Source organism: Gracilibacillus pellucidus, assembly GCF_033949965.1.
In the GTDB taxonomy this organism is placed as follows: Bacteria; Bacillota; Bacilli; order Bacillales; family Amphibacillaceae; genus Gracilibacillus; species Gracilibacillus pellucidus.
Genome location: NZ_JAWZSR010000007.1, coordinates 100,685 through 124,301, shown reverse-complemented (window position 1 = coordinate 124,301; position 23,617 = coordinate 100,685). Strand labels below are relative to the sequence as shown.

20 protein-coding genes are annotated in these 23,617 nt (G+C 36.0%); 5 read left to right on the top strand and 15 right to left on the bottom strand.

Annotated elements, in window-relative coordinates; genetic code table 11:
* Positions 1-5: 5 nt before the first annotated feature.
* The 3 genes from abc-f to gdhA form a co-directional block, all read right to left on the bottom strand.
* The gene (gene abc-f, locus SH601_RS12725) at positions 6-1,841 is read right to left on the bottom strand and encodes a ribosomal protection-like ABC-F family protein (protein ID WP_319958701.1); all 1,836 of its coding nucleotides are present in this window, start codon (positions 1,839-1,841) and stop codon (positions 6-8) included.
* 183 nt (positions 1,842-2,024) lie between these two features.
* Positions 2,025-2,153, bottom strand: a complete 129-nt coding sequence (locus tag SH601_RS12720; protein ID WP_319958700.1) for an RAxF-45 family protein — start codon at positions 2,151-2,153, stop codon at positions 2,025-2,027.
* A gap of 135 nt (positions 2,154-2,288) precedes the next feature.
* Complete coding sequence (gdhA, locus tag SH601_RS12715; protein ID WP_319958699.1) at positions 2,289-3,671, bottom strand: NADP-specific glutamate dehydrogenase; 1,383 nt, start codon at positions 3,669-3,671, stop codon at positions 2,289-2,291.
* A 145-nt stretch (positions 3,672-3,816) separates the two neighbouring features.
* On the opposite strand from gdhA, the gene gltC reads away from it, so the two are divergent.
* Entirely contained in the window at positions 3,817-4,728 is a 912-nt protein-coding gene (gene gltC, locus SH601_RS12710) for a glutamate biosynthesis transcriptional regulator GltC (protein ID WP_319958698.1), read from the top strand.
* Between the two features lie 216 nt (positions 4,729-4,944).
* The gene (locus SH601_RS12705; protein WP_319958697.1) at positions 4,945-5,841 is read left to right on the top strand and encodes a PhzF family phenazine biosynthesis protein; all 897 of its coding nucleotides are present in this window, start codon (positions 4,945-4,947) and stop codon (positions 5,839-5,841) included.
* A gap of 67 nt (positions 5,842-5,908) precedes the next feature.
* Here the strand turns inward: SH601_RS12705 and SH601_RS12700 are convergent, their stop codons facing one another.
* The 4 genes from SH601_RS12700 to SH601_RS12685 form a co-directional block, all read right to left on the bottom strand.
* Positions 5,909-6,922, bottom strand: a complete 1,014-nt coding sequence (locus SH601_RS12700) for a quercetin 2,3-dioxygenase (RefSeq protein ID WP_319958696.1) — start codon at positions 6,920-6,922, stop codon at positions 5,909-5,911.
* 180 nt (positions 6,923-7,102) lie between these two features.
* On the bottom strand, positions 7,103-8,242 hold the full coding sequence (locus tag SH601_RS12695; RefSeq protein ID WP_319958695.1) for a mannitol-1-phosphate 5-dehydrogenase: 1,140 nt from the start codon (positions 8,240-8,242) through the stop codon (positions 7,103-7,105).
* A 5-nt stretch (positions 8,243-8,247) separates the two neighbouring features.
* A complete protein-coding gene (locus SH601_RS12690) occupies positions 8,248-10,323 on the bottom strand; it encodes a BglG family transcription antiterminator (RefSeq protein ID WP_319958694.1) in 2,076 nt (691 codons plus the stop codon).
* Positions 10,324-10,413: 90 nt separating this feature from the next.
* Positions 10,414-12,324, bottom strand: a complete 1,911-nt coding sequence (locus SH601_RS12685; RefSeq protein ID WP_319958693.1) for a PTS mannitol transporter subunit IICBA — start codon at positions 12,322-12,324, stop codon at positions 10,414-10,416.
* 348 nt (positions 12,325-12,672) lie between these two features.
* Between SH601_RS12685 and SH601_RS12680 the strand changes: the two genes are divergently transcribed.
* Positions 12,673-13,236, top strand: coding sequence for a copper resistance CopC family protein (locus SH601_RS12680; protein ID WP_319958692.1), 564 nt, complete (start codon positions 12,673-12,675; stop codon positions 13,234-13,236).
* Complete coding sequence (locus SH601_RS12675; protein WP_319958690.1) at positions 13,233-14,324, top strand: copper resistance D family protein; 1,092 nt, start codon at positions 13,233-13,235, stop codon at positions 14,322-14,324. The genes SH601_RS12680 and SH601_RS12675 overlap by 4 nt, the downstream gene beginning before the upstream one ends.
* A gap of 108 nt (positions 14,325-14,432) precedes the next feature.
* On the opposite strand, the gene SH601_RS12670 is transcribed toward SH601_RS12675, so the two are convergent.
* From SH601_RS12670 to SH601_RS12660, 3 genes are all read right to left on the bottom strand, one after another.
* A complete protein-coding gene (locus SH601_RS12670; RefSeq protein WP_319958689.1) occupies positions 14,433-14,846 on the bottom strand; it encodes a GNAT family N-acetyltransferase in 414 nt (137 codons plus the stop codon).
* 208 nt (positions 14,847-15,054) lie between these two features.
* Complete coding sequence (locus SH601_RS12665) at positions 15,055-15,933, bottom strand: DMT family transporter (RefSeq protein WP_319958688.1); 879 nt, start codon at positions 15,931-15,933, stop codon at positions 15,055-15,057.
* 184 nt (positions 15,934-16,117) lie between these two features.
* Positions 16,118-16,789, bottom strand: coding sequence for a deoxynucleoside kinase (locus SH601_RS12660; RefSeq protein WP_319958687.1), 672 nt, complete (start codon positions 16,787-16,789; stop codon positions 16,118-16,120).
* Between the two features lie 249 nt (positions 16,790-17,038).
* Here SH601_RS12660 and SH601_RS12655 point away from each other — a divergent pair, with 249 nt between their 5' ends.
* The gene (locus tag SH601_RS12655) at positions 17,039-17,551 is read left to right on the top strand and encodes a type 1 glutamine amidotransferase domain-containing protein (protein WP_319958686.1); all 513 of its coding nucleotides are present in this window, start codon (positions 17,039-17,041) and stop codon (positions 17,549-17,551) included.
* A gap of 48 nt (positions 17,552-17,599) precedes the next feature.
* Here the strand turns inward: SH601_RS12655 and SH601_RS12650 are convergent, their stop codons facing one another.
* From SH601_RS12650 to SH601_RS12630, 5 genes are all read right to left on the bottom strand, one after another.
* The gene (locus tag SH601_RS12650; RefSeq protein WP_319958685.1) at positions 17,600-19,042 is read right to left on the bottom strand and encodes a DEAD/DEAH box helicase; all 1,443 of its coding nucleotides are present in this window, start codon (positions 19,040-19,042) and stop codon (positions 17,600-17,602) included.
* A gap of 123 nt (positions 19,043-19,165) precedes the next feature.
* Positions 19,166-19,654 (bottom strand): GNAT family N-acetyltransferase, encoded by a 489-nt coding sequence (locus SH601_RS12645; protein ID WP_319958684.1) that lies wholly within the window; start codon positions 19,652-19,654, stop codon positions 19,166-19,168.
* A gap of 86 nt (positions 19,655-19,740) precedes the next feature.
* Entirely contained in the window at positions 19,741-20,496 is a 756-nt protein-coding gene (locus tag SH601_RS12640) for an alpha/beta hydrolase family protein (RefSeq protein ID WP_319958683.1), read from the bottom strand.
* 223 nt (positions 20,497-20,719) lie between these two features.
* Entirely contained in the window at positions 20,720-21,697 is a 978-nt protein-coding gene (locus SH601_RS12635) for a tRNA dihydrouridine synthase (RefSeq protein WP_319958770.1), read from the bottom strand.
* Between the two features lie 241 nt (positions 21,698-21,938).
* Complete coding sequence (locus SH601_RS12630) at positions 21,939-23,363, bottom strand: polysaccharide deacetylase family protein (RefSeq protein WP_319958682.1); 1,425 nt, start codon at positions 23,361-23,363, stop codon at positions 21,939-21,941.
* Positions 23,364-23,617 lie beyond the last annotated feature (254 nt).

Below are 23,617 nucleotides of genomic sequence, written 5' to 3'. Positions count from 1 at the left end.
TCGGATTACTTATCTAACTGTTCACATAGTTGATTCCACTGCTTCTCTTTTTCTTCTTTCTCCTCCGATAATTGTTGGATCAAATTCCAATCATCACTTGCAAGTAATTGTTGGTCTAACTCCATTATGCTTTCTTCTAATATCCTTATCTTCTTTTCTATATTGATTGATTTCTTTTTCTCTTTAACAACGGGAGTGACATCTTCTTTTTCCCTTCGTTCAGCCATTTTCCGCTTAGCCCATGTGTAATTTCCAGCAAAATGATACAGTTGTTTTTCGTCAATCCAATATACTTCGTCAAAAAGCTTATTAAGAAAATAACGATCATGAGATACCGCTATAATTGTACCTTGAAAGCTTTCCAAGGCTTCTTCTAATACTTCACGTGATTCAATATCTAAATGGTTTGTCGGCTCATCAAGAATGAGTAAATTAATGTCTTGGTACATCATTTGTGCTAATCTTAATCGCATTCTTTCCCCACCACTTAGCTGCTCTACCTTTTTGAAGACATCATATCCATAAAACATAAATCGCGCTAGAATATGCCTTGCATCACCTTCTGTCACTTTTACCTCATCTCTAAATGTCTCGATAACCGTAGCATCTTTCGTATTGAAGAAAGTATGTTGCGATAGATATCCAATTTTCACATTACTTCCTAGCTTTACTTCTCCTTTGTCAGGCTCGAGCTGTTGCAATACTAGTTTGATTAGCGTCGTTTTTCCCGTACCATTTTCGCCAATTACTGCAACACGCTCTCCATAAGTGACATGCATATCGATGTCACGGAATAGTTGTTTTTCGTCAAAAGCTTTTGAAACTTCTTGCAGAGTGAGTACATCATTCCCACTACGATCTGCTCCATCTATCTTTAGATTCATCTTTTTCCGCTCTATTATCGGCCTTTTTAGTTTTTCCATTCTTTCTAATGCTCGCTCCATATTTCTTGCTCGTTTGTGCAAGTCTGCATTTGGTGGTGTTGCCCGATTCGCCCATTCTCTTAAACGTTTAATTGACTCTTTCATTTTCTTTATTTTTTTCTGTTGTTCCTCATAGGCCTGAAATTCTCGTAACAGTCTTGCTTCTTTTTCCTTCACAAAACCAGAAAAGTTTGTATGATAAGTCGTAATTTCTCCATTATCCATATCAATAATCTTACCAACTACCTCATCAAGGAAATATCGATCATGCGAAATAATCAGAACCGTCCCATCATATTCCTTTAAGAAATTGCCGAGCCATTCCACTGCCATTAAATCTAAATGATTCGTTGGCTCATCTAAAAGCAATAAGTCTGGTTTTTGCAATAACAGTAAGCCTAAACCGACTTTCGTTTTTTCGCCTCCACTCAGCCTTGCAAAAGGTAGTTGCAGCAACGAATAAATATTTAACCCGCGTACAATTCCCTCTATTCTAGATTCTATTTCATAACCGCCACTCAAACTAAATTGATCTTGCAACTGTCCATATTCTATAATCAATTTTTCTAGCTTATCAGCATTTTTCTCTATACTCATATTATTTTCTAGCTTTTTCATTTTTTCTTCCATTTGTAACAAAGAGTGAAAAGCTGTCTTTAATACTTCTTTAACCGTTATCTTCTCCTCGTATTGTGGAATTTGTTCAAGATAACCGATTTTCGCTCCTTTTTTCCAATGAATTTGTCCTGTATCAGGTGTTTCTACACCAGCTAGTAAGCGAATCAAAGTTGTTTTCCCACTACCATTTGGTCCAACTAAACCAACACATTCTTTTTCTTTTATTTCCATTGTTATATGCTCAAAAATAGAGCTTCCTCCATACATTTTTGCTATATTATTTACACTACATACAATCATGTAGACATCCTCCTTTAAACGTAAAAAAGGCTATGAGAAGACATAATCTTCCCATAGCCTCAAAGTTAGACTTGTTATAGAACATACAAAGATTTTGTTCTATAGACATAAAAAAGAAGAGCATGAAAAAGCTCTTCTTACATACCGTTCTATATTTGTGGGGTAAGAGATGTTTTCACTGTTTTAGCTTGCTATTGAGTTGTTAAAAAAAGGCATACGTATCCCGTTAACAACTTCAATCGCAAATTTTGCACGGCTAAAATAAAGAAATTCAGTCCAATAACCGTACGCAAAAACAGCTTGATTCATCATCTTACCACCACCTCCATTCGTTATCGTTATTTATATTTTATTCGTTCAAGGAAATCTTTTCAAGTGTTTTACCAAAAATAGTTTTTTCATCATTGTGCAAACATCAGTAAAACACCCACTGATTGACGTCTCACTTTATATAACACCTTGTGCAATCATTGCATCTGCGACTTTCACAAATCCAGCAATATTGGATCCTACCACAAGGTTTCCTGGTACTCCATATTCCTCAGATGCTTTCACACTATTATGGTAAATGTCTTTCATGATCGCCTGTAGCTTCGCATCGACTTCTTCAAATGTCCAAGAAAGCCTTGCAGAGTTTTGAGCCATTTCTAATGAGGATACCGCAACTCCACCTGCATTAGCTGCTTTCGCTGGAGCAAACAACACATTATTTTCATGGAATACATCAATTGCTTCTAATGTAGATGGCATATTAGCACCTTCACCAACTGCTTTGACTTGATTGGCAACTAATTGTTCTGCTGCTGTTTTATCAAGCTCATTTTGCGTCGCACATGGTAAGGCAATATCACAAGCTACTGACCAAATTTTTGTATGATCTTCTACAAACGTTGCATTTGGATGAATTGCTACATACTCATGAATTCTTTTATTATCTACTTCTTTTAACTGTTTAATTGTCTGTAGATCTATACCATTCTCATCATAAATATAACCACTTGAATCACTACAAGCTACAACTTTTGCTCCAAATTCGATCGCCTTTTCCATCGCATATATGGATACATTCCCTGATCCAGACACGACAACATTCGCATCCGCAAAACTTAGTCCGTTTGCTTTCAGCATTTCGTCTACAAAATAAACCGTTCCATAACCTGTTGCCTCTGTACGGCCGAGACTACCACCATAACCAATAGCCTTACCAGTTAAAACACCCGCTTCAAATGTTCCACGGATTTTTTTGTATTCACCAAACATATAGCCAATTTCTTTTGCACCTACACCAATATCTCCTGCTGGCACATCTGTATGTGGACCAATATGCTTACTTAACTCTTTCATAAAACTTTGACAAAAACGCATAATTTCATTATCAGATTTTCCTTTCGGATCGAAATCTGCTCCACCTTTACCTCCACCAATCGGTTGGCCAGTTAAGGAATTTTTGAAGATTTGTTCAAAACCAAGGAACTTAATAATACTTCCATTAACAGAAGGATGGAATCGTAAACCACCTTTATAAGGACCAATAGCACTATTAAACTGAACACGGAATCCACGGTTTACATGTGCCTTTCCTTGGTCATCTACCCACGGCACACGGAAAACAATCATTCTTTCCGGTTCTACTATTCTCTCCACTACTGCTTGCTCCATATAGGTTGGATTTTTAGTTAATACAGGAATTAAAGATTCTAATACTTCTTTAACAGCCTGATGGAATTCTTGTTCATTAGGATTACGCTGCTTTACTTTTTCAAATACTTGCTCGACATATAACTTAGCCGATTCTTCTTGTATATCTTGAACTTCTTCAAGGGTTTTCATCACGTCAGCTCCTATTAATTGATAGATTGTCTTAAAACACTTTCTTTTTAGTGTGGTTTCATTTTATAATTTTAAGTATAATAGCTTCAATATTTAAAAACGATTATATTAATGCGTTTAACGCATTTCATATGAGGTGATCCATTTGGAAATTAGACAAATTAAATACTTTATGGAAGTAGCGAAAAGAGAGCATATGACAGATGCTGCCGTTCATTTACATGTTGCACAATCGTCTATAAGCCGGCAAATATATAACCTAGAGAACGAGTTAGGAGTAGACTTATTTATCCGTGAAGGTAGAAGCGTCAAGTTGACGCCTTTAGGAGAGATTTTTTTCGAAAGAATGAATCAAGCGATGTATCTAATGGACGAAGCTAAAAGAGAGGTTCAAGAATACTTAGATCCCAAAAAAGGGACTGTCCGTATAGCTTTCCCTATCAGTATGGCGGCACATACATTACCATCCATTATTTATGCCTTCCGCAAGCGTTATCCAGAAGCCCAGTTTGAGATGAGTAATGCACTTTATTATGACCTCATTGATGGGGTTGCTGACGGCAATTTTAATCTAGCAATGATCGCGCCAATGCCTGATAAAAACAATGAAAAAATCAACGGTACCACTTTATTCACAGAAAATATCGTTGCTCTCGTTCCACTTAACCATCCATTAGCAAAAAGAAAATCAATTATGTTGGAAGAATTAAGCGAGGATCCTTTTGTCGTGCTACCAGAGGGATTTGTATTTCGCAATCAAGTTGTTGCAGCATGTGGTAAAGCAGGATTCTCTCCTAAAATATCATTTGAAGGGAAAGATATTGATGCACTAAAAGGATTAGTATCGGCAGGGTTAGGGGTAGCATTAATGCCAGAAATGACATTAGTAGATAATACCCCGGTATCAACTGTGATGATTCCTCTCACAGATCGGACCGTAACGAGAACTGTCGGAGTAATCTTTCCAACACAACGAAAACTTTTGCCGACAGAAGAGTTATTTTATGATTTCTTGCTTGAAATTTATGGAGGGTTAAGCGCATTAAAAAACGAATAGTTTTCATTGCAATAAACGCATACGACGTCATTAACTACATAAAATCAATCGGAAAATCCTATTGAACCGTTCCGTTACATGCAAAATCCGAATCATATTCTAACTTAAAAATTTGTATTTTCTGAAAATAATCATTAGACAACTATTTTTTTTCTGTTTATCAGTATACAATGACGCCTATATTATTAAAATTTAAGCAATGGGGGACAACCATTTATGAAATCAATAACTGTTTACCATTATGATGCATTTAGCAAAGAACCGGGGAAAGGAAATCCAGCAGGTGTTGTATTCGATGGGGGAAAATTGACTGATTCAGATATGCAACATATCGCTTCACAAGTTGGCTTTAATGAAACTGCTTTTCCTCTCGAATCAGAAATTGCTGATTTAAAAATTCGTTTTTTTACACCTGGGCATGAAATGAATTTATGTGGGCATGCAACAATGGCTACGGTGTTTGCCTTCCATTCAAATGGCTTACTAGATGGGAAAACAAGTATTACTATTGAAACAAAAGCAGGGATTTTACCGATTACCATTCAATCTATTGCAAAAGACGAATCATTCATTACGATGAAGCAAGCTACACCGGAATTTAAAGAGTTCAATGGTTCAAAACAGGATTTAGCCAAATCGATAGGTCTAGAAGAAATAGAGCTTCATGATGAACTGCCGATTTTATATGGAAGTACAGGAACTTGGACATTATTAGTACCAATTAAAAGCTTGAGTGCCTTTAACCGTATGAAACCTAACAATAATGAGTTCCCATCTGTATTAAAAGAAATGCCTAAAGTGTCTGTACATCCTTTTTGTATGGAAACATATGATAGGGATGCTGACATGCACGCACGACACTTCTCTTCTCCCTTTTCAGGGACTATCGAAGATGCCGTTACAGGCACTGCTTCAGGAGTAATGGGGGCGTATTATGCTACACATATAAATACCGATTTTAAAGATTCTCTGCAACTATTGATTGAACAAGGACAGGAGATTAATAAAGATGGCAGGGTTATAGTAGATGTTTCAAGGGGTAATCATTCATTTGATATCGCTATTAGAGGTAGTGCAGTTTTTGTGAAGGATTTTCAGTTATTACTAGAGTAAACATACAGAAAAGGTTTAGATAGTACTCTAAGTGGGGAGCATACTCGTTTCTCCCCACCATTTCTATTTATTCCTGATCGATAATCTTCAAATCTAGATTGTCAATATTTTCTAAAACTCTATCAAATCTTAATTGGTTTGGCTCATTTGGGAAAGTATGATATTCATACGGATCTCCTAAAGCCCGAAAGAATGGTTCAAATAGCCCTGTTGCTAGTAAACCTACCATCTTTGTATAATGAGAATCAAAGCGATAAGCGTGCACGGTATTCTCTGGTACATGGAGAAAATCACCAGGATATAATTCGATTTCTTCTCCATTAGCCCACATGGTCATCTTCCCTTCTAGACAGAAAAATGTTTCCGTATGATGTTCGTGGTAATGATCATTAATCCTTTCTCCTTTTGGACCTTCACTAGCAACAATGATAAAATGACCATCCGTATTTTTTTGAGATGTAATAATTCTGTGCAGTTGATCACCAGCTACTAAACGCTCCCCTTCTCCAGCTTCAAGCACATAAGGCGTTATGCTATCAGGAAGCTTATTATTGTCTACTAACTTAGCATTTGCCATTTCACGCTCCCATAGAAATCTAACATCCATAGTATTCGACGCCTCCATAAACTTCTCACGCGGAACTTCATTACCAGCATGGGGCGGACGTTCGACATATCGATATGGTTGACCTATGATTGAATACAAGCCGGCTGTTTCGCCATTTGCTGTATAGGATATAAATCTTGTTCGATGCCCCTGCATTCGATAACTATGGATGGTTCCAGGTGGAATATGGGCATAATCGCCAGGTAAAAGCAAATAACTCTCTTCATCTATAGAGAGTTCTAACTTGCCGTCTAGTAATAAAATTCCTTCATACGTTTGATCGTGAACATGAAATGGAAAAGAATCTCCTTTTCCACCTGAAATCAACACAATTTCAAATTTATTATCTGTACTTTTTTTATCCGCCATAAAAGTGGCCACTTGGCTCCCAAAAAGAAAGCGCTCTCCTTCTGCTGCGCGAAGTAGATAAGGTTTTTTCATCATAGGTAGTCCCGTAAACATAGTTGATTGCATACTATCACTTCTTCCTTTTCAAATTTTACCATTCTAATTAATTATAGAATATAGAAAACAAGACTTCAATTAGTAAAACACTTCACTGTTTTTTTCAATATTTCACTCATTTTGTGTCAGTAAATGAATCCAAAAGAAAAAACGGTCCAGCTTTCGTATAGCTGAACCGTTCTGCATCGTTTATTTTAACAACTCATATTGTTTAATAACTTCTTGTGTTATTTCGCTATCTTCTGGTAAATTACTTACTTCTTGTAGCACTTTAGCGATGCCATTTTCTTTAATCATTGCTTGAATTTTTACTGCTTCTGCGTCTTCTTGATGGTCAAATAGTAATGCAGCAGCAATTGCTTTTGCTAAGTTTGTGAAAGATAAACCTGCTTTTTGCGCTTCTGTAGCCGGGCGAACTAAACGATCTTCTGGTCCAAGCTTTCTCATTGGAGCACGACCTACTCTTGTCACCCCATCATTTAAATATGCATTTTTGAAGCGATTAATAATTTTCTTGATGTAGTTAAAATGATCTTCTTCATTTAAACCGTATTGTTTTACAAGATAGTCACCAGTTTCTTTTAGTGTTGCTTCTACTTGTTGTGCAATAGCTTCATCTGCTAATGTTTGATCAATAGTTGATTTACCATTTAAGTAACCTAGATATGCAATGACTGCATGTCCTGTATTTACTGTAAATAGTTTACGTTCGATAAATGGAGCTAATTCACTAACAATTGTCATTCCTTCTATCACAGGGATATCTTCTTCTGTTTCTACAACCCACTCATAGTATGGCTCTACTAATACATCAAGTGATTCGTTATCTTCTTGAATTGGTACAATACGATCCACTGCAGAATTAAAGAAGTACACTCTGCCAGCTAATCTTTCTTTCGTATCTTCATCCAAATTGTCTAAAATGTGCTGCTCTAAAATGTCTGTTGCCCCAATTTGATTTTCACAAGCAATGACATACAATTTTTCATCTGTTTGATATACTCGTTCAGCAATACCACGTGCCATTAACGGAGCAATTCTTGGTAAAATGTTTGGTCCAATCGCAGTTGTTAAGTATGTTGCATTCGTGATTGCTTCGATTACTTCATTTTCTTGTGTCATATTGTTTAACCCAGCAACATGGTTAATTGTTGTTGTCTCTTGTTGATCTGTCGCTAATTTCACTTGATAGCTCTTTTGTTCATTTAATTGATTAATAATTTGCTCTGCAATATCTACAAATGTTACGTGGTAACCTGATTCAGAAAATAGAGCACCGATAAATCCTCTACCAATATTTCCTGCACCAAAATGCACTGTTTGTTTCATTCTTATCATTCCTTTATCCATTTATTTTGGAGGTATTCGGAGAACAAATCCTCTAATTTACCTCGTATCATTGCTTCATTAGAAGATGAATAAATCATCATGGCATAGTCATCTTCTATTAGACTTGTGCTGATCAAACTAAGTATTTCTTGCTCCTTTATGCTTAGCTTTTCTGGAGAAAGCATTAAAAGTAAATTTTTCATCTCTACATTCTTGCCATCCATCCCTTTAATAAGACAAGGCTTTTCTAAATGACATACTTGAAAGACAAGCTCTTTTATTCCTTCATGTCGACAATGATACAGCCCCATATTTGTACGGGGAATTCCTAAACCACCCATTTTTTCTCGAGCTGCTAATTTATCTAATATCGGTTCCGCCTCTTCAACCAGTTGCTTACACTCCAATTCAGCTAACATTTGCTGCAACACTTGTTGGTATGTGTCAGCTTGCTTGCGATGGAGGCGAAAATGATCCATGATTGCCTCTATACTTTTTTGAACATCTTTCATTTCCTGCAACACATCTCGTAGACTGGACCTTTTTTGATTACTAGCTTTGTTAGCGTTAGAAGTATATGCCGTATGATTCGTTAATTGTTGAATATTACTCTGTAAAAAGCTTCGAATCATTTGAATGTCTTCATCACTTAAAAGTGGTGAGACTAATATATAATGCAAATCATCAAATGGTAGACGAACAGTCGAAATGACGATATCAAATCGATTTAAATTTGATTTTTCTATTTCCTTTATTGATTTAATTTCCACTGAATTAATTTCGGTAAACTCTTTCTGAATGCGACTTGCTAACATTTTCGAAGTACCTATCCCAGTTGGACAAACAATCACAGCATGAATCGTTGTTTTTTCTTCGTTCATTAGCAATGCCGAGCCAAAATGAAGTACAATAAAGGCAATTTCATCGTCAGAGAAATCAATATCTGGTAACTCTTTATCTAAACTGTTTCGTACAGCCATAAATAACATCGGATATTTTTTATTAATTTGATCTGATAATGGATTAAATAACCCCATCTGATGCTGTATTCTAAAGATAGCAGGCTCCATATGGGCGAGTAATCCTTGAAACAAAGAAAAGTCTCTTGATAAATCAACATTGAGCTGACTTGCCACATCTTGAATGATATTTTTAATAATTTGCGAAAGCATAATACTGTCATAATCGACAGTCTCTGAATTTTGCAGCTTGGATCCTTTTAAAATAACGGCTAAGTAGTGCACATCTTTATTCGTTAAAGGTATTGATAATGTTGTCTTCAATTCTTCACATAATTGATCAATCAATTGAAAGGCTTGGGTTGATTCTGTTTGTTTCTCGATTGAGTCCTCTAGTACAAAACCGTTCTCTACTCGCTGAATCGTTATCGCGATATGGACTACTAACCCTAGGTAATCATTATCTGCTAAACGTGTTTGTCCTCTATCAAACAAGTGGTGGACCCTCTCATCAATCACCGTTAAATTAGCAGCTGAAAAATATCCCAGTACAGGAGTATCTATTTGATTATTTTTTTGCAATAAATAAAGACTTTCTAGTAGTTCTTCATGAAAATGAAACAATAAATATGTAGCTAATGCTTTGCGCATGTTTGCTTCATTTCCGCTTAAATGGATGCCAACACCACGTTTACGTGTCAAGTCAACAGAAAATCTATGCAACCAATCTGTTAGGTCATTTAAATAAGAACTAAGCGTTGTTACACTAACACCAAGCTCTTTTGCTAGAACTTGTGTTTTAAAAAATGAACCTTCATGTAAAAGTGTAACCAGTAATTGTAGCTTCTTTTCTTCTGGTGTTTCATCTGTCGGATGTACTTGATATAGCTGTTGAATCAGCTTAAATATTTGCTCATCTTTTCCATCAATTATTAATCCATCATCGGTAGTCCTCTTCAATTGTAAATCAAAGGTTGTTAAAATATTTTCTACAGCCTTTAAATCACGCTGAATAGTTCTCACACTTACATGGAGATAGCTAGCAAGTGAATGTGGTGTGTGCTTACCTGACGTCTTCATTACTAAATCAATAATTGATTTTTCTCTGGACGTTATAAACATTCTAGCCACTCATTTCTATTTTTATCTTATATACAGCATATAACAGAGTAGAAAGACAGTCATCTACCGTCTTTCTACTCTTGTTCCATATTACTGACTATTGATTATAGCTAATAATTCTTTCGCTGTTTTTGCTTGTACCATTTTTTCAATGTTTTCTTCTTCCGCACATATAACGGCAATACTAGAAAGAATCTCTAAATGCGTACCGTCTTTACCAGCGATACCGAAGATTAATTTTGCTTCTTGTCCATCAAAATCAACGCCATTCGGTACTTGAATAACGGTAAATCCTGAACGAAGCACTGCTTTTTTCGCTGCTTCTGTACCATGTGGAATCGCAACATTGTTCCCCATATATGTTGATGTCATATTGTCACGCTCAATCATTGCATCCACATAACTATCTTCTACATAACCAGATTTCACTAATACTTCACCAGCAAAACGGATTGCTTCTTCTTTCGTAGCAAATTCTTGGTTAAGGAAGACATTTTCTTCTTTTAATAAATCATCGTCATCATTACTATGATCTACAGCTGCTACTTCTTCTTCTGTTTCTTCGACTACCTCTGTTAATTCCTCTGATACACCATTTTGTAAGCTATCGATTAGCTTATCATATTCAGGGCTTGATAAGAAGTTATCGACTGAAATGTGGTAAGCACTAGGTAATTTATCTTTTGCACGAGGGGTTAATTCCTCTTGCGTAATAACTACTTGTGCATCATTAGGTAAATTACTAATCGCTGTATTTGTAACATACACATCTAAATCAGCTGCTTTTACTTTCTTACGTAATAAAGAAGCACCCATTGCACTTGAACCCATTCCTGCATCACATGCAAAGACGATTTTATCTACTTTATCTGGAAGTGATCCATCATTAGATTGAAGTGCTCCAGCTACAGAGCTTTTCTTCCCTTTCATTTCTTGCATTTTTTGTGTTGCTTCTTCAATATCTTCCTCAGTTTGTTTTCCTGATTTTAATACAAAGCTTGCGACAATAAAGGAAACAGCTGTTGCTACAATTACCGCAGCAATATTCGCAATATAAACACTTACTTTACCTGGTGTAAGAGCAAGGATAGAAAGAATACTACCTGGTGATGCTGGAGCAGTTAATCCTCCACCTAATAGAACTAATGTTAAGACACCACTCATTCCACCTAAAATAACAGCAAGAATTAACATTGGACGCATTAATACATATGGGAAATAGATCTCGTGAATCCCACCAAAGAAATGAATAATTGCTGCCCCTGGTGCTGATTGTTTGGCAGTACCTTTTCCTAATAACATAAACGCTAGAAGTACACCAAGACCTGGTCCCGGGTTTGCTTCTAATAAAAGAAGAACAGATTGTCCCATACTATTTGCTTGCTCAATACCAATCGGTGATAGAATACCATGATTAATTGCGTTATTTAAAAATAAGATTTTCCCTGGTTCAATAAAGATACTTGTTAATGGTAATAGTCCTTTATCAACTAACCAGTCTACCCCTACTACAAGTACTTGTGTAAAAGCATTTACTGCTGGACCAACACCTAAAAATGATATGATCGCAAGTAAACCACCAAGAATACCAGCCGAGAAGTTATTTACTAGCATTTCAAAGCCAGATTTAATTTTCCCTTCGATTAGTTGATCAAACTTTTTAATGACATAACCACCAAGTGGCCCCATAATCATTGCACCTAAAAACATTGGTGTTTCTGGCGCACCTACAATAACCCCCATTGTAGCAATTGCACCAACGACACCACCACGTTGATCATGGATTAATTTACCTCCTGTGTAACCGATCAACAATGGAAGCAAGTAAGTTACCATTGGATCAACTAACTTCGCTAGGTTTTCATTTGGAATAAAACCATCTGCAATAAATAAAGCTGTAATAAGTCCCCATGCAATAAATGCACCGATATTTGGTAGCACCATTGAGCTAAGGAAGTTACCAAATTGTTGGACTTTCACTTTTACTTTGGATTGTGCCATGTCTCTCTCCCTTTCTTCACATATATTTTGAGATGTTTCCTACACACATCTTGTTATGTTTCACTACCCCTCATTCTATGTCGAAAAACCTCTAAAATGAACGGATTTCCTTTACCTTCTTATGATAGAACAGAGATATCCTATCTTCAAGATACTTGAAAACTAACTTTGTCGCAGAAAGGATGACAAAACTATTTTTTCTCAAATGGAAGTATTTATACAAATAGTTCGGATTACATGAATTGTCATACTTTCGTCATACTTTTGTCGAAATTTATCCATAGCCATTTAGGTGTAGCTTTGATATAAATAAGGTATAGTATATATAAAATGAGAGGATGAATGAACATGTTTAAACGAGCATTATTGTTAATTATCGTTTTACTGATTGCTTTACCAACAGCAATTAGTGCACATACACACTTAGAAACTTCAAATCCGGAGGAAAATTCGGTCTTAGATGAAAATACAGAAGCTATTACATTGACGTTTGATTCAACGGTACAAGATGTCAACGAGGTAACGTTAACAGGAGAGAACGATGAAGTACTACAACCAGACTTTTCACATGATTCTGCTGATACTATCATTGTAACATTACCTGAAGAAATGGAAGACGGTGCATATACACTGTTTTTCAGTATCGTCAGTGAGGACGGACATGTAATGGAGCAAGAATTGGCTTATCAATTCTTAGTTTCAGAGGAAGCTACTCCAGAAGAAGCAACAGATGAGCAAGAGGTAACTGAGGATCCTATTGAAGAAGAAGCTGATCAAGTAGAATCAGATGCAAATGAAGTTGTAGAAGATACAGAGGAAAGTAATAACTCTACGATGATTATCGTCATTGCTATCATTCTTGTTATTGTAGCTATTCTTGCAGTTGTGATGATGAGGAAAAACAAAAAATGATTGCGCAGGTAAGTAATGGCCTTTTATATATTTGTTTTGCGGTGGTGATGGGTGCTTGTATTCTCGGCCTTATTCCTGAAGATAAAAAAACGAGCATTACGATGCCCAAAAAAATCGTCGCACTTGCCATTACACTTATTCCTGTTCTTTCTTTTTTGTCATTATTAGATTTAGCAATAACATTAAATCCGTATCGAGAAGAATCGTTTTTAGCAACCACCGGTCATGTCATTTTGCACATCGCTAATGGACATGCCTGGGTTGCATTAGCTATTTTAGCGATTATCTTTTTGATTCTTTTCGTTGTGTTACGAGAGAAAAAGGTATTACCACTTCTTTATGGAATTGGTTTGCTTTTAGCATTTGGTATGTTAGTGACACAAACAGTTGTTGGACACGCTGCTAATATGGGAAGTTATCCCGGAGCTCTTGCACATCTATTTCATTATATAGCGGTAACTGCATGGATGGGTGTGCTATTCATTACAAGCTGGTTTTCTAAAAATGATAACAACTGGCAAGCGTTTCTCGGCTGGTTCACACCGTTTGCGATCGGATGTGTCAGTATTTTAGCTTTATCTGGTATGTTTATGAGCTATTTTCTGAATGAGGATCTTGTTGCTTCGTGGACATTACCGTATGGACAAGCGTTATTAGTAAAATGCTTATTATTTATTCCAATTCTCTTTTTCGCCTTTATTAATAGTGTACTAGTGCGAAAAAGAGTAAAGGAAGATGTGCAATATTCACCTCGTAGCTGGTGGCGTGCTGAAAGTGTGATTATTCTAGTAGTACTTGCGGTAACAGCAATTATGACCGAACAAGAGCCACCACATAATATCGCACAAACACTCGTGCAAGGTGAATCGTCTATTTTATTCCAAACATTCGCTTCCGTTCCTGCAGGGACAAATGTAATCTTTGCATTTAACGGATTAAGTGTATTATTTTTAGCAGTTGGCCTACTATTTTTAGGTTGTATCCTTTATAGCTTTCTCCAAAAGTTATCACCCTATATCTCACTTGTGATGACAGGACTTGCGGTTGTAAGTATTTATATAGGATTAATGAGTGGTGTGACTGTATAAATGGGGTATTATGGACATTTGCATTGTAAGAAAACCCAAAACCTACCACTGGTTTTGGGTTTTCTACATTTTTGCTACTGGGCTAAAGTAATAAGTGTTCACCTATCATTAAGTATGCGCTTCTCCTGATTGATGCTGATAATGACGGATACTCATTCCATTCACTTTGTTCATACCGATTTTTTCATAATAGGGTACTAAAGCATCATCACAACATAGGTCGATCATATATAGATCCTCTAATTCCTTAAACATTTTTTCTACTAATACTTTACCAATTCCGTTATTCTGATAATCAGGTAATACTTCTAAAAATGGAATATAAGCAGATAGTATACCATCACTTATCGCTGTGATAAATCCTACCACTTTCTGTTTCTTGTCATCTAACGCAAGCACTATATGACTACTACTTTGTAAAAGCTTTAAGTGTGTTGCCATACTAGGTTTATTTGGCCAACCTACAAAAAAACCTTCTAACATATCCGCTGAAATATCATCAAGACTATATGTATATCTCATTTCTCACCCTCCTCTTTTTATATAGCAACAGAAATAGTTAAGCTAATAATATCCATTATTATACCAAATATTTGATAATAAAGTGAGACTTCAATCAGTGGGAATTAGCGTCCGTTTATCCCCCGCTTAACTTCCTCGTTTTCACCTGAACCTTGAAGTGGGGGGTGATGTATATAAGCTATTTTTTCACGATTGATTTATCTAACCTTCACCGACTTCTTTTTTTACTGTTCACAACTAATACCCCGATAATAACCATGACCATTCCAACAATTTGTTGCCAGGTTAGCATCTCATCATATAAGAGGACAGCGATAATAGAAGCGTTAATCGGAACAAGGTTCATATAAATACTTGCTTTGCTTGCACCAATTCGATGAATCCCTTCATTCCATAAGAAGAAACCAATTACGGTCGCAAAAATAATCATATAGAGCATCTCACCCCATGCTTGATGTGACATAGACAACACTGCCTGCCACTCTCCATCAAAGAAAGAGCCTATCGCTAAGAATACTGTACCAACTAACGTCGTAACAGTCGTCGTAAACAACGGTGATATGCCTTTCATCACTACTTTTCCAACTAGACCATGAATCACCCAACTTAGCAATGCTAGAATAAATAGGAGGTCTCCTTTATTAAAGGAAAAGTTTGCTCCTTGTAAAATAACTAAACAAACACCGGATAATGATAGAATAAGTCCTATTCCTGTTCGTTTATTCCATGCTTCATGTAAAAATAAAATGGCCCCTAATGTAATAAATACAGGTGAGGTTGCCATAATTAACGAACCATTAACAGAACTAGTATAATGTAAAGCAATGAAAAAGAACGCATTATAACTAAAAATCCCTGTTAACGCCATAATCAACAAGCCAAGCCATCGCTCTTTTAATATAGACCAGTTCCATTCCCTACGAATCAATATAATGATAAGCAAAATCAGACCAGCCGTACCAAACCTTAATGTGGCTGCAACAAGCGGTGAAATTTCTGTAATCACGTGCTGTGCCGCTCCAAAAGCCCCTCCCCAAAATAGTGGAACGAACAATAATAAAAAATAAATTGTTTTATTGTTTTTCATATTTATTTCCTCTCTCTGTCTATGTACACACATTATAAAAAAACATACTAACATTAGTAATACATGGTTAGTGATACTAATAATAATATGTTTTAGCTTAATTATGTTTTGGAGACAGCTTCTCAACGACCTAGATTTCCTTTTTCTCTGAGTTATGTCTTTGAGATGATTTCTTCCTATCTTTTTACAGATTTAATGTTTGTAATTCTTTTTTAATGAGAGAAATCACGTATTCGCGATCTTCTGGGTTGTTCTCAAAATCTAGATTATCTACATTAATTTTTAATACTGGTGAAGCTTGATATGCGTCAAAGTATGCGCGGTATTCTTTGTTTAACCTTTCCCAATACGCATTTTCTGTATCCATTTCATAGCTGCGACCACGTTTATTAATTCTCTTAATAGCCTCTTCTGTAGAAATCTCTAAATAAATCATTAGTGCTGGTGGCTGACAGTGTTCAATCATATTTTCGAATAGATCTAAATAGATATGAAATTCTTCTTCAGACATTTCACTATTATCTTTTAGCATTTTAGCAAAAATAACATCACCATAAATAGAACGATCTAATATCGCACGATCAAGTTCACTAGCATTTTTAATATGTTTAAAACGTTCATTTAGGAAAAATACTTGTAATGGGAAGCTATAACGTTCTCTATCATAATAAAATTTATCCAAGATCGGATTATTAACAACAGGCTCCTCAAACGGTGTATAGCCAAGCTCATTCACCATAATATCCATTAATGTCGTTTTTCCTACACCTACTACTCCATCAATTGTAATCATTCTCCATCCATCTCCTTCTGTCTTTTTCAACTTTTGTAAACATTCCTCGTAAAAGCTTCCCATTTGATATAACTCCTTTGTAAAACGTATATATAATTGAAATAAGTTCGTTTATCACGATTTCCACTGATTGAATCCTGCTTTTATGCACAACCTACATATTATAGCACACGATATAGAATCTGAATATGTGTTATATACTAGATATAGGGATTAAATCTGACTATTATATGAACAAAGCAGTCTGCTTTACATTTCAGATGCAATTCTTTATGATGGAAGTGAAATTTGATATCGAAAGGATGAGTTAACATGGGTAAGAAAATTGCTGCTCTAGTAACAGATATGGTAGAGGAAATCGAATTAACTGATCCTGTAAAAGCATACGAAGAAGCAGGACACACTGTTGAAATCATTAGCGATGAAGCAAGCAAAGAAATCAACGGTAAAAATGGTGATAAAATCAAAGCAGACAAAGGTATTGCAGATGTAGATGCAAATGACTATGATGCGCTATTAATTCCTGGCGGATTCTCTCCAGATCTTTTGCGTATTAACCCGAAAAATGGTGAATTTGCAAAAACATTCTTACAAGAAGATAAACCAGTATTCACTATTTGCCACGGACCACAATTCCTTGTAGAAACAGATCTTCTAAAAGATCGTGAATTGACAAGCTTTGTGTCTGTTCGTAAAGATTTAGAAAACGCTGGTGCAACAGTGAAGGATGAGGAAGTTGTAGTAGATAACAACTTAGTAACAAGTAGAACTCCTGATGACCTTCCTGCATTTAACCGTGAATCACTTAAATTATTAGAAAAATAATCGGCATAAATGAAAAAGGAAAGTGTGGCAATCACACTTTCCTTTTTACTATTTCTTCGCCTTACTAACCTTTAACTTCTTCCCTTTCACTTTCGTATGTTCCATTGCTTCTAATACTAAAGAGCCTTTACCATTTAGAATATCTACATAGGACCAATTATCTTTTATCGTAATAATCCCAATATCATCTGCCGTTACATGTGGGATATTAGAAATCGTACCAACTAAATCTACCGCTCGAATTTTCTTCTTTTTGCCCGCATTAAAGTGTAGCTTCATAATATCTTGATTGATTCTAGCTGTTTTGTTATTTTTCACAATACGGCGTTCAGCCATTTTTTCTTCGAATGGCGCTTTAGCCTCCGTAACAGCTTCCTCTGTCGGTGCTTCTTGCTGCTGAAGTTCGAAACCAATATACTTTTCAATTGATTGTATATACTTCTGTTCAAAATGATCGACAAAAGTGATTGCTTTCCCTTTATTACCAGCACGGCCCGTTCGTCCTGTTCTGTGTACATAGCTTTCTTTTTCGGTTGGAACATCGACATTAATAACAAGTGACACACTATCCACGTCAATTCCTCTTGCTGCTACATCTGTTGCTACTAGATAACGAAATTCTCCCGACTTAAAGCCTTCCATTACTGAAAAGCGCTTTTCTTGTTCAAGTCCACCATGTAGCTGTTCAATTGAATAACCTGCTTGTTGTAACGTAGTCCATACATCATGAACTTTGTCTTGTGTATTACAAAAAATGATACAACTATCAGGATTTTCGATGACAGTCACATCTTGCAATAAGGACAACTTCTCTGATGTTTTCACTTCTATTAAGTGATGCTCAATATTGTTTGTCGTAACTTCTGTACTCATCTCTACTTTTTCAGGAGATTGCATATATTGATGACAGAGGTCTTCAATTACTTTCGGTAATGTCGCAGAATATAACATGGTTACTCTATTTGTTGGTACTTGCTCTATAATGGCCGCAACTTCATCTAAAAAGCCCATTTTTAGCATCTCATCTGCTTCATCTATCACTAGATACTTGATCTTCTCTAAGTCTAGTGTCCCTTTTTCAATATGATCCATTACTCGTCCTGGTGTACCTACCACTACATGTGTTTTTTGTTTTAATTCATCTTTTTGAAATGCAAATGGTTCTTTACCATATAAGGCTAACGCTTTGATTCGCTTGAACCTTCCGATATTGGTAAAATCTTCTCGGACTTGAGCAGCTAACTCTCTTGTAGGCGTTAATACTAATGCTTGGGCTTTATTTTCTTCCCATGTAATATGCTCACTAATAGGTATAGCAAACGCAGCTGTCTTTCCGCTACCAGTTTGAGATTTTACGATCAAATCTTGCTGCTCTAGCACTTTAGGAATGACTTCCGCTTGTACCTTCGTTGGTTTGTGATATTTTAATACATCCAATGCTTTCTTTATTTCATGACTTAATTGATATTCTTCAAAAGTTGTTTCATTCATTCTTTACCCTCATTTGCATTAGATTTAGTTATACTATTTGTACAGATAATTAATCATATACCATTAGAAGAAAAAATGTAATCATTTTCTTTCGATACAGCGAACCTTCCATCAGCGAGAGCTCTAGACTCCTACTGATAATTGCTTGATATACCAGCTATCACAGGCGTTATGCTCTGTACCTTCCAGCGGTTGACTAAGCTCTTCAAAACCAAACATATTATAGAGATGATTGGCTGCTTCCAATCGTTTAAATGTTTCTAAATAACAATATGTATAATGAGTTTTAGCAAAATCTAATGCAACTGTCATTAATTGCTTCGATAATCCTTTTCCTTGTGCTTCTGGACTAATGTATAGCTTTTGTAATTCACAAACATTCTCATCATCGCCAAATGGACCTATACCTACTCCACCAACAACTTGATCAGCACTATTAACTGCAACCCAGTACTTTGCCTTTGGCTCTTCTTGATAAAATTGGGCTAACTTGCCTAATTGCGGATCAAAATAAGCGGTACCAGGAATGTTTAAAGAAAAGGATTCTAGTGATTGCTTAATAATTTGCTCCATTGTCTGATTATCTTTTTCCATTATCTCACGAATATGCATGTCTATCACCTATTCTTCTTAAGTTGCTATTATTCTAGCATAAGAAGGGAAAACAGACTATCTTGCCGTTACTCCAAATATCTTAATCACTTATTCGCGAGTACAAACTGATAGGCACGCTCCACTACCTTTAAATTACCATCATCTGAAAAGCCATGCCCCTCTCCATTAAACACTTCTAGTTCTGCTCTCGGATAAAGCTTGGATGCTCTCTTTCCATATTCCATCGGGACAACCTCATCTTCATCACCATGGAAGATCCATACGTTCTTATCATATTTTCCAATGTGCTCGAATGGATCAAAGTTATGAATGGATGCAAAGAATGGTTTTCCTAGTGTTACGTCCCATACTTCCCACGTCTCAGGGATACTAGCTAATGTTGGGAATTTTTCATTCCAGTTATCCGGTATATTAAAGGCTGGAAATAGCAACAATAGACCTTTTATCTTCTCATTGTAATCAGCTGCAGCTAATGCGGATACTAGTCCTCCTTGACTTCCACCAAACAAAAAGATACTATCCTCATCCACTGTCTCCCAATCACTAATTGTCTCTATAATAGCAACAAGATCTTCTTTTTCAGTAAAAATTGTCATCTCTGTTGTTTTAAGATCACTTTTGGAAAAGTTAGAGCCACCGCAAAAATCAAAACAAAAAGCTCCAATACCTTTCGAGGCTAGATATTCAGCGTTCATAATAAAATCTTTATTTGTGCCATTAAAACCGTGACTAAAAATAACAATCGGACTTTCTTCTACTTGTTCAGGCATGTAAGATACACCATATATCGTTCTTTCACTATGGGTGATTGTCACTTCTTTTTTGATACACTCAGACATTTTTATAACCTCCAATATATTATTAATCGCTTTCATTTAGATAAACAAATACTTACATTGGATATGGATAAATATTTTCAAAAGCTCACTATTAGAACAAGTATATCACTTTTTTGACCAAAAATAATCCATATATATGTTTATGTAAACAGTTGATGACTAACATTAAAAAAACCCCTCAAAAATTAGTCTGCCAGCTAATCTTCGAAGGGCTCTCTTCATTTTATTCAAATTCGTCAGCATTATTTGCCTCAAACTCATCAAGCATCTTGCGTGCTTCATCTGTCGATTTCGTATTCATTAAATGGTTTCTTAAGCCACCAGCTCCACGGAATCCACGCACATATATTTTAAAGAAGCGATGTAATGCCGTGTATTTGCGTAATTCCAACTCTGCGTATTTATCATGTAAATCCAAATGATGTCGTAAAAGATCAAGCAATTCTTTCCCGCTATGTTCTTTTTTCTCCTTTTCAAAGGCGAATGGATTTTTAAACACACCACGTCCAATCATAACACCATCTACACCATATTTCTCAACTAATTCTAATCCCATTTGGCGATCAAGAATGTCTCCATTAATCGTCAAAAGTGTATCTGGTGCCACTTCATCACGAAGCTGCTTAATTTCAGGGATTAACTCCCAATGCGCATCCACTTTACTCATCTCATCTCTTGTACGCAAATGGATAGACAGGTTCGCAATATCTTGCTTTAGAATATGTGTTAACCAATCTTTCCACTCATCCAAGTCTGCATAACCAAGTCTCGTTTTCACACTGACCGGCAATCCTCCTGCTTTAGCTGCTTCAATTAATTCTGCTGCCTTTTCTGGTCGACATATAAGTCCACTACCTTTTCCATGCTCTGCTACATTCGGTACAGGGCAACCCATGTTAAGGTCAACACCTTTGAATCCTTGCTCTGCCATACCAATACTCATTTCGCGAAAGTGCTCAGGCTTGTCTCCCCAAATATGCGCAACCATTGGTTGTTCATCCTCGGTAAACGTTAAACGTCCACGTACACTTTTTCTACCGTCTGGGTGACAATAACTTTCTGAATTGGTAAACTCCGTAAAGAATACATCTGGTCTTGCCGCTTCACTAATGACATGGCGGAACACAACATCTGTGACATCTTCCATCGGTGCAAGTACAAAAAATGGTCGTGGTAACTCACGCCAAAAATTATCTATCATCATCAAATTCCTCTCATTTAACTATCATTAATAATATATAAAAAAATAATTCATTTTCTTCTTTTATACTTATAACATGTGAAAGGGTTTTTAATCAAACTGATTGCAAAAACGTAAGTAACTGAAGGCTCATTGAACAAAAAGAAAAGGGCTGAATCACAATGGATCCAGCCACAAATGTTCAACTACTATAATAAAGCAGAAGGGCAACTATTTTATTTTTTTGTAGTGAACTGATGTATTAAGAAAGTTCAGAAACTGTTACAAACTCGTAGTCATTTTCTGCTAGATACGTTAAGACAGGCTCGACTGCTTCGACTGTCGTCTCATGTATATCATGCATAAGAATAATCGAACCATCTTGGACATTTTCTTTAACTTCTTTCAATATCGCCTCTGGATCATGAGACTTCCAATCCAATGTATCAATCGTCCAAAGGGTTAATGGTAAATCTGTCGCCGCTTCGACTTGTTTATTCGTCGCGCCATATGGTGGTCGCAAAACAGTAGGCTTTTGTCCTGTCGCTTCGAAAATGATTTCACTCGTATCATCGATTTCTTGTTTTATAGTTTCTGAATCAAGGGTCGTCAAATCTTTATGACTCCATGTGTGATTTCCTATCTCATGACCATTTTCTGCTACTTCTTTTGCGATAGTTGGGTAAAAGTCAACTCTGTTACCTAACATGAAAAATGTTGCTTTGGCATCGTATTCCTTTAATAACTCCAAAATTTTCGTCGTGTTTGTTGGATGCGGCCCATCATCAAAGGTAAGAGCCACTCGTTTTTTATTTTCAGATACATCGTTTTTAGGTTCTTCTTTTGATTTCTCTTCATTTTTCTCACTGTTTGGTTCTGTTGATTCATCACTATCGGTTTTATCTTGTTCATTCAATCGTTCTAGCCACTCGTCAGAAAGAATCTCGCGAACCTGTTCAAACGGTAATTCAATTTCTGGCATACCAGCTGCTCCTGCAGTCACTTCGTATTTATCGAATGCAAACACAACTGATTGATTTGTTAAATACATATTCGAAAACTCATTATTTTCTTGTTGAATCCAAGCTTTTAAATAGTCTTCATTTAAAAAAGGGCTATATTGTTCTGAGTCCTTAAATCCGTTAAATAATAGATTGTGCAGCTCTTCTTTGTTTTCCTTCGTATTCTGAATAATCTCTGTTTGTTTTATCAATCGATTCGTTTCTAAATCAACGATAAACACTTTGTTATGTAAACGAGGGTTAGCACCTCCAAAATAACCTTCTTCCTCAAACACAATAGAGTACACTTCATCCGTTACAGGATAGATATCAAATGTTACATAAAGCTGGGCAGGGTGTTCTTGTAAACTTTCGATATCTTGTTTATCTAGCTCCTCCTGAAAGCTTTGTTCGATTTCCGACACATACTTACCAATCGCGTCATTCAAAGACTGTTCCTTAAATTTTGGATAATGTATCGCTTTGTAAAACGTCTCTTCTTCCAATGTATCGGTAATAATATCTACTCCAGAATATTGAGAATGCTCCACTGTCTCGTGTTTTTCTTTCGTATCATTTCCCGTATCCTCTTTATCGTCCCCTTGCCAATAAAAATAAGCAAGAATAGCCAATCCTACCAGTCCAATTATTACGAGAATTATTTGAGTTAATCTAGTTGGTTTCATTTTAAAAGCTCCTTAAATGTTTCTTTATACAAGGCTCTATTGTATCAAAATCAAGGTAACTGCGTCATTATCTATCTTTTAACATATTATGATTGAAGCTTTTATAACTATAAATTTGGAAATAATACGAAATGAATTGAAGCAAAAGATAGACAAAAAAACCGAAGATCGCAAATGTTGCGAAAACCGGGGCTTCTCTATCATTTATTTCAATTCTAACCTATCGATTGTTTCACTGTGAGAGGAGTTGACAC

What these genes read in the sequence shown, in the direction of transcription:
- abc-f (WP_319958701.1), bottom strand. Translation starts at nt 1,841, where the DNA reads ATGATTGTATGTAGTGTAAATAATATAGCAAAAATGTATGGAGGAAGC.
- SH601_RS12720 (WP_319958700.1), bottom strand. Translation starts at nt 2,153, where the DNA reads ATGATGAATCAAGCTGTTTTTGCGTACGGTTATTGGACTGAATTTCTT.
- gdhA (WP_319958699.1), bottom strand. Translation starts at nt 3,671, where the DNA reads ATGAAAACCCTTGAAGAAGTTCAAGATATACAAGAAGAATCGGCTAAG.
- SH601_RS12705 (WP_319958697.1), top strand. Translation starts at nt 4,945, where the DNA reads ATGAAATCAATAACTGTTTACCATTATGATGCATTTAGCAAAGAACCG.
- SH601_RS12700 (WP_319958696.1), bottom strand. Translation starts at nt 6,922, where the DNA reads ATGCAATCAACTATGTTTACGGGACTACCTATGATGAAAAAACCTTAT.
- SH601_RS12695 (WP_319958695.1), bottom strand. Translation starts at nt 8,242, where the DNA reads ATGAAACAAACAGTGCATTTTGGTGCAGGAAATATTGGTAGAGGATTT.
- SH601_RS12690 (WP_319958694.1), bottom strand. Translation starts at nt 10,323, where the DNA reads ATGTTTATAACGTCCAGAGAAAAATCAATTATTGATTTAGTAATGAAG.
- SH601_RS12685 (WP_319958693.1), bottom strand. Translation starts at nt 12,324, where the DNA reads ATGGCACAATCCAAAGTAAAAGTGAAAGTCCAACAATTTGGTAACTTC.
- SH601_RS12680 (WP_319958692.1), top strand. Translation starts at nt 12,673, where the DNA reads ATGTTTAAACGAGCATTATTGTTAATTATCGTTTTACTGATTGCTTTA.
- SH601_RS12675 (WP_319958690.1), top strand. Translation starts at nt 13,233, where the DNA reads ATGATTGCGCAGGTAAGTAATGGCCTTTTATATATTTGTTTTGCGGTG.
- SH601_RS12670 (WP_319958689.1), bottom strand. Translation starts at nt 14,846, where the DNA reads ATGAGATATACATATAGTCTTGATGATATTTCAGCGGATATGTTAGAA.
- SH601_RS12665 (WP_319958688.1), bottom strand. Translation starts at nt 15,933, where the DNA reads ATGAAAAACAATAAAACAATTTATTTTTTATTATTGTTCGTTCCACTA.
- SH601_RS12660 (WP_319958687.1), bottom strand. Translation starts at nt 16,789, where the DNA reads ATGGGAAGCTTTTACGAGGAATGTTTACAAAAGTTGAAAAAGACAGAA.
- SH601_RS12655 (WP_319958686.1), top strand. Translation starts at nt 17,039, where the DNA reads ATGGGTAAGAAAATTGCTGCTCTAGTAACAGATATGGTAGAGGAAATC.
- SH601_RS12650 (WP_319958685.1), bottom strand. Translation starts at nt 19,042, where the DNA reads ATGAATGAAACAACTTTTGAAGAATATCAATTAAGTCATGAAATAAAG.
- SH601_RS12645 (WP_319958684.1), bottom strand. Translation starts at nt 19,654, where the DNA reads ATGCATATTCGTGAGATAATGGAAAAAGATAATCAGACAATGGAGCAA.
- SH601_RS12640 (WP_319958683.1), bottom strand. Translation starts at nt 20,496, where the DNA reads ATGTCTGAGTGTATCAAAAAAGAAGTGACAATCACCCATAGTGAAAGA.
- SH601_RS12635 (WP_319958770.1), bottom strand. Translation starts at nt 21,697, where the DNA reads ATGATAGATAATTTTTGGCGTGAGTTACCACGACCATTTTTTGTACTT.
- SH601_RS12630 (WP_319958682.1), bottom strand. Translation starts at nt 23,363, where the DNA reads ATGAAACCAACTAGATTAACTCAAATAATTCTCGTAATAATTGGACTG.